The following is a 12,279-nucleotide window of genomic DNA, read 5'->3' as shown; positions in this document are numbered from 1 at the left end:
TTCTTCAGATTTTCTTAAGATGTATACATTCTGTTTTATTTAAACCAGCCTTTTTCTTTAGAATGAGTTATGGCTTCGATCCGATTTTTCACTTCAAGTTTATCGAGGATCGTTGAAATATAGTTTCGTACAGTACCTGTTTTCAGCTTAAGCTCTTCAGCGATTTCTTTTGTATTTTTTCCGTCTGCCACAAGTTCAAGGACTTCTTTTTCCCGATCTGTTAATGGATTTTCTTCACTGTACATATCATCCATCAGTTCAGGAGCATAGATCCTTTTACCTTCCATGACAAGGCGAATTGAGCTTGCAAGTTCCTCACTCGGACTGTCTTTTAATAGATACCCTTTGACTCCGGCCTTTATCGCACGCTGAAAATAGCCAGAGCGTGCAAAAGTAGTCAGGATGATGACTTTGCAGCCTTCCCCTTTTAATTCTTCCGCTGCCTCAAGTCCGGTCTTCTCCGGCATTTCGATATCCATCATGCAAATATCAGGCTTCAGGCGGCGGACCAGGGATACGGCTTCTTCACCATTGCCCGCCTTCCCCACAACCTCTAAATCATCCTCTAAATTAAGCAAAGAACCTAATGCACCCAGCATCATCCGCTGGTCTTCAGCAATTACAATGCGAATCATCTCATTCCCTCCCTATCTGTTTGATCACTTTAGGAACTCTCATAATCAATGTCGTCCCATTATCAGAAATGATTTCGAGCGTCCCGTTCACAAAATCAAGCCGCTCTTCCATCCCTCTTAATCCGCTTCCTTTTGATAGGTCTTTATCCTTGTGCAAACCAATGCCATTGTCCTTTACCTTTATAGTTAATTCATTATCGTATTCATCGATTGTTATTTCACATGTATCAGCCTTACTGTGCTTTACGACATTTGTGACTGCTTCTTTTAAACACATGCTTAATATATTTTCAAGAAAGAGTGAAGTATCCGGGAAGCTGGATTCCTCGTCTATTATCAATTCAATATCAGCAGCTTTAAGGATTTGCTTGATCCTTACCATTTCGTCTTCCAAACGGATTCCACGCATTTGGGATACCATCGTGCGTACCTCTGTCAATGCGGTCCTGGCTGTTTGTTGTACGTCCTTCAATTCCTCTTTTGCCTGCTCGGGATCTTTGTATACCAATTTTCTGGCCAAGTCACTTTTCAAGCCTATTAGGGATAGCTTCTGTCCTAATGTATCATGCAGATCACGTGCAATACGCTGCCTTTCTTCTTGTTTGACAAGTTCCGAAATGCGTTTATTCGCATCCTCAAGTTTTTCTTCGAGCCACCCTTGTTTATTGCGATTGTAGATATTGAATGGAAGCAGAATCACACTGATCCAAATGATCAGGATAAACGGTATTTGAGAGAGGAATAAGTCTTCCTGCTCTACAAACTTAAAATTAATGGAAGCGGTTGTAAGAACTAAATGAATGATATACAGCGTCAAGAAAGCAATCCGGTTTTTTATATTCCCGTTATAGTAAGCAATATAAAATGCAAAATAAATAAAATTAAACTGTATGGTCATCGTTATGGAAATCGCGATTAAAAAGGATGTCCATAAATAAACCGGCCACTCCTTTGAAAGGAAGGCGAGCCTTAAAAAGATGAAAAATAAAATCGTCAATGTGATTCCTACAATGATTTCAACCGTTGAAGATGATTGAAAAATAAAATAAAAAGGTAAAATGCTGATGATACTCCATATGTAAGGCGAAATACCTGAGCTTTTCTGAATTCTAATTAATTTATCGGGGAGCTGCACGATCGATACCTCATTTGTATGAATGTTTGTTGTTATCTTACCATATTCCTAGTCAAACATATGAATAAAAAGCGTATACAAATCCTTTTTGGAATCGTATACGCTGTAATATTGTATCCTGTCTTCATCAATATTTCCTGTTTTGAATCGCGATCTGTTTCAACATGAGTTCGTGAGATTTTTTGATGATATCTGTCAAAACATCACCTTTATATATTCTGCCAATCTTCGTCTTTTCCTGATAATATTCTACAATTTCATCTAATTGCTGAGCGGTTTCTTTCTCGATTCTGACATTTAACTGAATTCTATTAGTGGTACTCATATACTGTTAAACCCTCCAAAATCCGTAGTGCTATGATGTGCTAGCATCATTCTATCAACATTATAGCATACTCTATCAGTGTGATATAGCCCTTTTCGACAAGGTTTTCTTATCTGAAATTCCCTGCCTGTAAAATCAGTGTGGGCTTTTAATGCCGCTATTGATTTCCGTGCAAGACTTCGCTTTCCGCGGGTAGCCCGTGAGCCTCCTCGGAGCTGTGCTCCTGCGGGGTCTCACATTAGCTACTTTTCCCGCAGGAGTCTTCGTCATGCACTCCAATCAACCGCTGGAAAAAACTATACGCATATGTAAGCAAAACAAAAGAATCCGAACTATTTTGAATACAAAATAGTTCGGATTTTCTTCGATTAAAACACTATTGTCCCAGCCTCTTCAAAAAATTCAGCTTAGAATAGCTTCATTACAATACTGAAGGATTTGGGCTTCTTCATCCTCTTCCAATTCAAAGTCGAGAATCGATTCAGTATTTCTTTCAATAATTTGATACTGTGCAATTCGTGAAACGTCACCGTCTTGAACGAAAATTGCTTTAATATATAAGCCGTTCTCTGAATAAAGTTCATCGTCTTCTGGCACTTCGATCGAGAGCATTAACTCATAACGGTTGCCGCTTAGAATACCAGTAGGATCTTTAAGTTCTTCCATTGTATGATCAGTTATAATCATTTAAAAGATAACTTCCTTTCGCTTTACATATCCCTTAATTATACACCGGTTCAATGAAAATGAAAACCTTCATGTCATCTGAGTATTTTTTGATAGGATTTGACTTCATCGTTCGATATAATGATAGTCGACAGAACCTTTAAGGAGCGACTGAAATGAATAATAAAGAGATTGAAGACAAGATCATATCTAATTATCAAAAAGATGAAAATATGATGATTCTTGTTTTTGCACAATGGTGTGTAAATAACGGCCTTGATCCAGCTGAAATTTATAAAAAGGCATATCCACAACAAGCGGCAAATCCCGCTCTACAGCAAGGGATCGAGTTGACTGTATCCAAGGAAGAATCAGAAGAAATCCCCGACTCCACCTTGCTCGGTGTACTTTCCTTATTCGGCAATACAGACCTTGCCATTGTGGTATCTGAAGAAATAAACAACAGAAAGCGCTGACTCAAATTCAAAAGCACCTCGATAAATACACGAGGTGCTTTCCACTTATTTTCTTTCTGTTATTTCCGCTATCATCTCAAAGAGATATACGTAAATGATTTCGATAGCATCCATAAGAGTCATCCCCTCGTTATATAAAGGCAGGTCGTTGATGGATATATTCACATCCCACAAGCCGTCCTCGCCATTGAAAAGAAGGTCATATCCTTTTTCTCCTTGCAGCGTACGGTCTAGAATTGCCTCGATTTCACTCCGGTATTTCTTTTGCAGTTTCAAGCCGAACATTGCCTCATAGTTGCCAAACACATCGTCCATCTCTAACGACAAACCGTCAATATTAATGTTATCGAACCAATCTGCCTCAAGGAAAATATATTGATTTTTATAGGATTGCAAATACTCCATTGGCTCCTCTAGAAATGAAGACGGTTCTTTCTTAATCAATTCATCTGTTTCTTTATTGCAACGTTCGATTGTTAGTTCCTCGACATTCAATTTTTCTCTTAACATACAAGGGCCTCCTGTTTTATGTTGTAAAGCTGTTTTTATCCAATTCCAAGTATACCGGACAATGATCGCTTCCCAAAATACTGCAATGGATATCCGCTTCTTTAATGCACGAAGCCATCCGCTTGGAGAGAATAAAATAATCGATTCTCCACCCGATGTTTCTTTCCCGTACTTTACTCATATAAGACCACCATGTATAGGATTCATCTTTATCAGGATATACATACCTGAATGAGTCGACAAAACCTGATTCCAAGAAAAGAGTCATTTTCCCTCTCTCTACATCTGTAAATCCGGAATTACCGCGGTTTGAGCGGTCATTCTTAAGATCTATTTCTTTGTGCGCCACATTCAAGTCCCCGCAAAGGATCACCGGCTTTCTTCGATCAAGGTCAATGAGATATTCTCTAAGCTTATCTTCCCATTGCAGCCTATCAGCGAGCCTTGATAAATCCCTTTTTGAATTTGGCGTATAGACATTTACAAGAAAGAAGTCATCATATTCCAGTGTGATGATCCTGCCTTCAGGTTCCGATTCCCCATCTTGAAAACCATAGGAAACAGCGAGGGGCTTTATCTTAGTGAAAACCGCTGTTCCTGAATACCCTTTTCGTTCAGCGTAATTCCAATATTGTTCATATTCTTGAAAATCCAAATCGATTTGACCTTCTTGCAGTTTCGTTTCCTGAATACAAAATATGTCTGCATCTACCTCATTAAAATAATCCAGGAATCCTTTTTTTACACATGCTCTTATTCCGTTTACATTCCAAGAAACCAATTTCATTGTAGTCTGAAAATCTCCTTTAGCTATTAAAATCCCTTTTAATATAGTAACATAACAGAATAAAAATCTAATATTATACTGATATAGTATAGGGGAAATAAGTTATTATCTTAGAATAATACCCTGCATTCTTGTAATAAAAGAAGACATGCAGAGGGCTTTCCTCTGCATGTCTTCCCATCTATCTATTGGATTTTTTTGAACGGTATACCTTCTTTTTACCTGAGTTTGTTGATTTGGTATCCCCTTTTTTCATCTCTTTGCCCGCTGTTTGTGTCTGTCCTATAGATTCGTTTGATGTCTTTTGTTTGCTATTCTTTCCTGGCCGTTTGCTGTAAAAACCTTCCTCTTTTATTTTATGTTGCTCATCCCGTTTATTCTTTGAGTTTTTTTGAGCAGAAGAAGATCCTTTTCTTTTATTTTTTTTCTTTCTGGAAGACGAGCTGACTTTATCTTTTAGAGAAATGGTGTTCCCTAAATTTTGTTTTTGGATTCTCGTTTTTAAATCACTTTCAATTTTGTCGAGTAAAGGTCTGTCTTCCGATGTATATAGAGTATAGGATAAACCTTCAGCTCCTGCTCTCCCTGTTCTCCCTATTCGGTGAGTATATGTTTCCGTGTTTTCTGGAATATCATAATTGAAGACATGGGAAACTCCTTCTATATCCAGTCCCCGTGAAGCTACATCGGTTGCAATCAGCAGCGGCAATTCTCCTTTTCGAAATGCCTCCATCACTTCCTCACGTTTTTCTTGAGGAACATCCCCATGTAGTTCACCGACATTGATGCCTTTTGATTTAAAAACCTGAAAAAGCTTCGTCACCCTTCTCTTGGTGCGGCAGAAAATGACCGCTTTTTCCGGTTTGAAGGCTTCAGCTAATTGAAGAATCGTTTCCTGCTTTGCTTTATCTACTGTGAAAATGGCAAATTGATTGATCGAGCTAGGGGCTGCATTCTCCTCGATTTCGATTGTCTTTGCATTTTTCATGTATTTATTTGCGAGTTTCTTAACAGGTGCAGGAATTGTAGCGGAAAACAGCATCATTTGCCTGGAAGAAGGGGTCGCCCTGATGATTTCCTCTACCTTGTTCAGAAAACCGATTTGCAGCATCTGATCTGCTTCATCTAAAACAAAAAATTTAACATGCGATAGGTCAAGATTCCCTCGTTTGATTTGATCCAAAATTCTGCCGGGTGTCCCGACAAGATATCGCGGGTTTTTCTTGAGTTCTTCAATTTCCTGATCATGACTTTGTCCGCCGTACATGGCCAGGACTTCAGCATTCTTTTGTTTCTTCGTTAACTGTTTCAAAACACCTGCGATTTGGATGCTCAATTCTCTTGTCGGAGTGACAATGATTCCTTGAATATGCCTGCTGATCTTTTGACTTCTTTCAAGTATCGGCAACGCAAAAGCATACGTTTTTCCTGAACCGGTTTGGGCTTTTGCCATTACATCGCTGCCTTTTAGTAAAACAGGTATCACTTTTTCCTGTATCGGGGTCGGGGACGATATTCCCATCTTCGACAGAATATGTCCCATATCTTCTGAAATCCCTAAGGATATAAATTTACTCAAATGTAGTTCCTACTTTCTATTTCTATTAATCGTTCGTTTATTAATATTGAAGGTTTAACCGCTAAAAAGCAATAGGGCAAAAAAAAGAAGAAGCCCATTTGTCTCCTTCTAGAAAATCTTTTGCAATAGTAAAATGACTCCTGCCAGGAGCCACAGCCACATTCCAGGTCATATAGGTGGTATATAACGCTTGCGGCTTTTTTTTGACGATATGTCTAAAGTTCCGTTTCCACAATTAGATTTCTTCCAATTCAAATTTATCATCCCTACCCTTAAGAGATTAAAAAGTGGACAACTAATTTTTTCAGAACACTTTCATTCGGTATCCAACTTGCAACTACATACAAATGAGAAAACAACAGTCTTTGACAAAACTTTTAATAAAAGAGCTACCGGAAAACCCAATAGCTCGCTTTTTCTTAGTATCTCATTAGAATGTCAAAGTAACATCTGCATCTTTTGCAAATTCCAGGAATGTTACTGCGCCTCCTACTTCAATTCCATCTACAAACGCTTCTTTATCTAACCCCATAACGTCCATTGTCATTTGACAGCCGATAAATCGCACACCCATTTCTTTCGCCATTTCCACCAACTCAGGAATGCCTGGTACGTTTGCTTTAGAGAAGCCTTCTTGGAAATGCTCTTTTCCTTCTGGCATTGGAAGCTGATGGTGAGCTTCTTTATGGATTAAATTCAAACCTTCAAAAGTGAAGAAAATCGCTACCTCTTGATCTGTTGCTGCTGCAGCAGTTGCAATATTATAAACTTTATATGCATCAAATAATCCACCATTACTCGCGATGATTGCTACTTTTTTACTCATATCATATTTCCTCCTAGTGCTTGATTATTGTCATTTTTTCAGGTCGAACCTGCTATCTATTGGCTACTCACATTACTCCCATTTGAGCTGTCAAGCCACGGGAAGCCGTATTATACTCTGTTTTAGAATCGTTCGTTCTAAACTAATAAATACCCAATAAGGTATATTATTTCTTAAAAAAATTATTCAACTTCGCCTTCCCAAGCTAACATTCCTCCGGCCATATTGATGACATTATATCCTTGGCTTTCGAGGAATTGAACTGCTCGTCCGCTTCTTCCCCCCGAACGGCAAACAATGATATATTCCTTCGACTTATCCAGTTCATTCCTCCGTGTTTCAATGGAGCCAAGTGGAATATGCTTGGCTGTAGGAATTCTACCCGCAGCCACTTCATCATCTTCACGAACATCGATTATGTTTGGTTTTTCATTTTTTAATAATTCCTGTACTTCTTTTGTTGATAGTTCTTTCATCGGTAAATTCCTCCTATAGATCAATATATAAATTGTTCTTGAATTAAATATTATACCTATATGGGTATTTTGTCAATGATTTAACATAGAAAGAATCACGAGGAAGGAGCCCGCGTGATTCTCTCATTTCATATTGATTCAACAATGGAATTTAACTCATTGAATATTTCTTCTTTTATCTTGTTTACCTCGTTAAAATTCATCGCGTCTATATAAATGGCCTCAAGATTTTCACGCAGAGTCTTTGCTTCACTCAAATAAGAAATTGCCTCTTTCATTTTATCTTTATATCCCTTTGTGGTCCTGGCGATTTCTTCTTCAAATTTCTCATCCGTTCCCGGAGTGATGCAACGTTCATACATATCGATAATTTCATCACTTTCGCGGTCCGGGAAGTATTCATGCGGGGCTGTACTGTCAAATATGGCAATACCCTGTTCACGGATGATGACCATATCTAAACTATTCGGATCGAATCCGCAATGGTAGACCTCGACATCAAACCCTTTTTCTTCTCCTGCTGCAGCAATCTTCTTCAGCATAGTCGACTTACCTGATCCTGCACGTCCCTTTATGAAATACCTTTTCTCTACATCCTGGGTTAAATTTTGTATATAGTCGACAGCCCCATTCGGCGTTGCGGCACCTAAGAAGCGGTGAACCACTTTTGCGTGTTTATCAAGAGATGTATCCTGATAAAATAATGCAATCAATTCTTCTGTTAATTGATTCGCTTCGTCAAAGTCCATATTTGAAATGTAGATATCCTCAATGTCATCATGTGCATCAAGTGCGTCAGCAAAGGTGTCGTACGCCTCTTGGAATTTATTAGATATTTGTTCATTCAACTCCATAATTTCTATTCTATGCTTTACCAATTCATCCGAATTCCACGCAGCACCTAAATTTACATACTCTTCGATCACTCCAGGTGCTTTCGGTTCGATGATATGCGGTGCAGTCCCATCTACAATTCCGATACCCCATTGAGGCAGTAACATCCCATCAATCGATTGGTTATCTGAAGCGCAATGTAAGTACTCTACTTCGAATTCCTTTTCTTCAAATCTTTTTCCAATATCTTTCATTAACGAGGACTTACCCGTCCCCGGTCCACCCTTTAAAATAAACAACCGGTTCAATCCATCCAGCACCGAATCATATAAGCTATAAAAGCCTTTCGCCGTATTGCCTCCTGCATAATAATGCCGTACGATCCCTGACATAAAACCACCCTTTCCATTCCATCTACTAAAACATATGACGGAATGAATAAATGGGTGAATGACCAAGAAATGCGAAGGCGGCTCGCTCAGAGGCGACAAGCATAAGACGAAAACACCGGAAAGGCGTTTTTTGCCTTTTTGGTGTTTTTGACTTATGACCTCGAGCCTCTAGCCGCCGCAGCTGGACAAAAGAAAAGCGGAAGGGCTTTGCTCAGAGGCGGGTGGCATAAGCCGAACCGACCATGAAGGCGCTTTTTGCCTTCTTGGTTGGTTTGGCTTATGACATGTGCCTCTAAGCCCTGCAGCTGGACAAACGAAAAGCGGAGGCGGCTCGGTCAGAGGCGACAAGCATAAGATGAGCATACCGGAAAGGCGTTTTTTGCCTTTTTGGAATGCTTGGCTTATGACCTCGAGCCTCTAGCCGCCGGGGCTGGACAAACGAAAAGCGGAGGCGGCTCGCTCAAAGGCGGCCCTCCAAGGACAAAAATACATCAAACTAACATAAAAACTCAAAAAAACAGACAGCAGAAAATACTGCTGTCTCATCCATTTAATCATCACCGTTTAAAAGATCACCGATTCCGCCTAACAGACTTCCTTCTCCAGTGGATTTCCCTCCACCAGGCGCATTTGCATAAATCCTTTCAGCAAGGCGGCTGAAAGGAAGTGATTGAATCCATACCGTGCCGGGGCCGCGCACAGTTGCAAAGAACAGTCCTTCTCCTCCAAGGAAAGCCGACTTGATTTTACCTACATACTCAATGTTATAGTCTACGTCTTTCGTCATCGCAACAAGGCAGCCTGTATCGACTCTCAGCAATTCTCCCGGCTGTAATTCTTTTTTATGTATGGTACCTCCTGCATGTAAAAATGCCAGTCCGTCCCCTTCAAGCTTTTGCATGATAAAGCCCTCTCCACCGAAGAATCCCGTTCCTAATTTCTTTTGAAAATCAATGCCTACAGCAACGCCTTTTGCAGCACATAAGAATGCATCCTTCTGGCAGATGACTTTCCCGCTCAATTCGCTTAAATCAACAGGGATGATCTTACCTGGATATGGAGCAGCAAAAGAGACATGTTTTTTACCGCTTCCCTCATTTGTAAATACAGTCATAAATAAGCTCTCTCCTGTTAATAGCCGTTTTCCGGCACCGACAAGTTTTCCAAGAAATCCGCTTCCCTTTCCGTTTTGTGCCCCGTCTCCGAAGATTGTTTCCATGGTGATGCCATCATCCATCATCATCATGCCACCCGCTTCGGCTACGGCACTCTCTCCCGGATCAAGTTCTATTTCTACAAATTGCATATCATCCCCATGCAATTTAAAATCAATTTCATGTGAGTTCATGGATAATCCTCCCTATAATTGGCTTCTAAAATCATTATACAGATTGTATTCGTCAAATGGGGATATTATCCTTCATAAAACGAAAAAATACTCCATTGGAATGAACCAACAGAGTATCAGCCTAGTATGGATTGTGAATATTTTTCCCGTAAAAAATCTCATCCATTTCCATTTTTAATTTCTTTGTTATCTCTTTCGCTTCTTCCTTATCAAGTTTCTCCTTCGAATATCCAAACAGATAGTTATTTAGATCAAAATCTTTTAATTTACATTTTGTGTGAAAGATATTTTGAGGGTAAACATTGACGTCAATCATATCGTACTCATCTTTAATCTCTTCAGGTATATAGTTTTGTATGGAATTAATATCATGATCAATGAATAATTTGCGTCCGTTGATATCACGGGTAAATCCCCGTACGCGGTAATCCATCGTCATGATATCGGTATCAAAAGAATGAATCAGATAATTCAATGCTTTCAACGGTGAAATCTCACCGCATGTAGATACATCAATATCAGCACGGAATGTACTTATACCTTCATGCGGGTGGTATTCCGGATAAGTGTGTACAGTAATATGACTTTTATCCAGATGCATGGTGACGGATGACGGCAGAGGACCTGGCGATTCATCAAAATGTTCAGTCGGCACTTCTACAATCGGACCTTCTGATACCAGGATCGTCACGCTGGCACCTTGTGGTACGTAATCCTGTTTTGCCACATTTAATACATGCGCACCTATGATATCGGAAACATGTGTCAATATCTTTGTCAGACGTTCAGCATTATATTGTTCATCAATATATTCTATGTAAGCTTCCCGCTCTTCTCTCGTTTTCGTGTAGCAGATATCATACATATTGAAACTTAATGATTTCGTCAGGTTATTGAATTCATGCAGCTGGATTCTTTCCTCGTGTGTTAGTTTCATACCCTATTTCCCCTTTATATTTATTTCCCAGACTGGAATGCATCTATTTTTTATGTTACCCAGACAAAACTATACTAAAACTGGTAAATTGGATTGAAAGAATATGAAAGTGGGTAAATACAAACGAAAAGTTTCCTTTTCGTTTTTTATCATGAATATTTTTGGGTAAAATGAAGGATAGATTGGAGTGTTAATCATGAAGCGATTATTGATGCTTATCGTTGTCATAGGTATTGCATACGGCACAAAGCCGGTTTGGGAAGATAAAGTACAGGCTGCCGGTTTAGACTCTATGCTGACTAAAATAGAAGAAATGAAAAACAGCCCTAAAGTACAGGACGCATTTGATCAGTTATACAATGAAGTGAATCTGTTTTTGATCAAACTTGATGAGTCATTCAGAGATTTAGAAAATACAGAAAACAACCCTGGGGTAAAAGACATCGATAAACCTTCCTTATCTGCTCCTGATAATGAGGTCTTTTCCATACATAATCTTGAACTTGGAGATACCCGGGCTGCCGTTGAAAAAGAACTGGGAGCACCTAAAAGAACATCACTCAATGAATATGGTGCCAACTGGCATGCCTATCATGAAGAGTATCAAAATTTCTTCATGGTTTCGTATGATGAAGAACAAAAGGTAAATGGTTTATATACCAATCAGGACTTACTGACCTCATCAACGGGTATAAAAATTGACAGTCCGAAAAAGAATGTGCATGAACAATTGGGTGAACCGTTGGAAAAAATCCGAAAAGGCTTGACGGTGTACCAGCTGCAAAACAATGGTGAACATGAAGTATTCCAAGTCGATGACAGCTTTGTCACCGTTTTTTACGATAAACATGAAAAAGACACGGTGACCGCAGTACAAATCATTGCTGATCATCTCGAGCAAAACAAGCAAGGATTTTATACGGACCCGAATCCAAAGCTTAAAGAAGGATTTGAGCTTCAGTTATTCGACCTTACCAACGCAACCAGGGTCATTCATGGCTTGACTCCACTTATTTGGGATGATCAGGTCAGAGAGACTGCCCGCAAGCATAGTTTGGACATGGCAAATCAAAATTACTTCAGTCATACCAACCAGGAAGGTGAATCTCCCTTCGACCGTATGGAAGAAGATCAGGTTGCATTCAGGACAGCCGGGGAAAATCTGGCATATGGTCAGATGAGTTCCATCTTTGCTCATGAAGGGTTAATGAATTCAAAGGGTCACAGGGACAATATCCTTCAGACGCATTATGAATATCTAGGGATAGGGGTTGCCTTTAATGGAGATTCACAACCTTACTATACCGAAAATTTCTTTAGCCGTTAAAGAGAAAAAGCAAGTGGGAAAATGGA

The 12,279-nt window shown here is 39.4% G+C and carries 14 protein-coding genes; 2 read left to right on the top strand and 12 right to left on the bottom strand.

Annotated elements, in window-relative coordinates; genetic code table 11:
* Window positions 1-35: 35 nt before the first annotated feature.
* The 4 genes from ACXAFV_RS20410 to ACXAFV_RS20395 form a co-directional block, all read right to left on the bottom strand.
* Window positions 36-635: a response regulator gene (locus ACXAFV_RS20410; protein WP_475129175.1), complete on the bottom strand. Its 600-nt coding sequence runs from the start codon at window positions 633-635 to the stop codon at window positions 36-38.
* Between the two features lies 1 nt (window position 636).
* The gene (locus tag ACXAFV_RS20405) at window positions 637-1,770 is read right to left on the bottom strand and encodes a sensor histidine kinase (RefSeq protein WP_475129173.1); all 1,134 of its coding nucleotides are present in this window, start codon (window positions 1,768-1,770) and stop codon (window positions 637-639) included.
* A 127-nt stretch (window positions 1,771-1,897) separates the two neighbouring features.
* Window positions 1,898-2,095, bottom strand: coding sequence for a hypothetical protein (locus ACXAFV_RS20400; RefSeq protein WP_475129171.1), 198 nt, complete (start codon window positions 2,093-2,095; stop codon window positions 1,898-1,900).
* Between the two features lie 402 nt (window positions 2,096-2,497).
* Window positions 2,498-2,782, bottom strand: a complete 285-nt coding sequence (locus ACXAFV_RS20395) for a DUF6509 family protein (protein ID WP_475129169.1) — start codon at window positions 2,780-2,782, stop codon at window positions 2,498-2,500.
* 155 nt (window positions 2,783-2,937) lie between these two features.
* On the opposite strand from ACXAFV_RS20395, the gene ACXAFV_RS20390 reads away from it, so the two are divergent.
* Entirely contained in the window at window positions 2,938-3,237 is a 300-nt protein-coding gene (locus ACXAFV_RS20390; RefSeq protein ID WP_475129168.1) for a hypothetical protein, read from the top strand.
* Window positions 3,238-3,282: 45 nt separating this feature from the next.
* Here the strand turns inward: ACXAFV_RS20390 and ACXAFV_RS20385 are convergent, their stop codons facing one another.
* The 8 genes from ACXAFV_RS20385 to speD form a co-directional block, all read right to left on the bottom strand.
* A complete protein-coding gene (locus ACXAFV_RS20385; protein WP_475129166.1) occupies window positions 3,283-3,747 on the bottom strand; it encodes a branched-chain amino acid aminotransferase in 465 nt (154 codons plus the stop codon).
* A gap of 16 nt (window positions 3,748-3,763) precedes the next feature.
* Window positions 3,764-4,534 carry an exodeoxyribonuclease III gene (locus ACXAFV_RS20380; RefSeq protein ID WP_475129163.1) on the bottom strand — a complete coding sequence of 257 codons (771 nt, stop codon included), beginning with the start codon at window positions 4,532-4,534 and terminating at the stop codon, window positions 3,764-3,766.
* A 181-nt stretch (window positions 4,535-4,715) separates the two neighbouring features.
* A complete protein-coding gene (locus tag ACXAFV_RS20375; RefSeq protein ID WP_475129161.1) occupies window positions 4,716-6,113 on the bottom strand; it encodes a DEAD/DEAH box helicase in 1,398 nt (465 codons plus the stop codon).
* Between the two features lie 430 nt (window positions 6,114-6,543).
* A complete protein-coding gene (locus tag ACXAFV_RS20370; protein ID WP_475129160.1) occupies window positions 6,544-6,939 on the bottom strand; it encodes a DsrE/DsrF/DrsH-like family protein in 396 nt (131 codons plus the stop codon).
* A gap of 182 nt (window positions 6,940-7,121) precedes the next feature.
* Window positions 7,122-7,415 (bottom strand): rhodanese-like domain-containing protein, encoded by a 294-nt coding sequence (locus tag ACXAFV_RS20365; protein WP_475129158.1) that lies wholly within the window; start codon window positions 7,413-7,415, stop codon window positions 7,122-7,124.
* Between the two features lie 128 nt (window positions 7,416-7,543).
* Window positions 7,544-8,641, bottom strand: coding sequence for a PRK06851 family protein (locus tag ACXAFV_RS20360; protein WP_475129157.1), 1,098 nt, complete (start codon window positions 8,639-8,641; stop codon window positions 7,544-7,546).
* Between the two features lie 550 nt (window positions 8,642-9,191).
* Window positions 9,192-9,989, bottom strand: a complete 798-nt coding sequence (locus tag ACXAFV_RS20355; protein WP_475129155.1) for a TIGR00266 family protein — start codon at window positions 9,987-9,989, stop codon at window positions 9,192-9,194.
* A 121-nt stretch (window positions 9,990-10,110) separates the two neighbouring features.
* A complete protein-coding gene (gene speD, locus ACXAFV_RS20350) occupies window positions 10,111-10,926 on the bottom strand; it encodes an adenosylmethionine decarboxylase (RefSeq protein ID WP_475129154.1) in 816 nt (271 codons plus the stop codon).
* A 196-nt stretch (window positions 10,927-11,122) separates the two neighbouring features.
* Between speD and ACXAFV_RS20345 the strand changes: the two genes are divergently transcribed.
* Window positions 11,123-12,253 carry a CAP domain-containing protein gene (locus ACXAFV_RS20345; RefSeq protein WP_475129153.1) on the top strand — a complete coding sequence of 377 codons (1,131 nt, stop codon included), beginning with the start codon at window positions 11,123-11,125 and terminating at the stop codon, window positions 12,251-12,253.
* Window positions 12,254-12,279: the final 26 nt, after the last annotated feature.

The organism is Rossellomorea sp. ABR4_012 (assembly GCF_056159545.1).
This window is presented reverse-complemented; position numbering and strand designations above follow the sequence as displayed.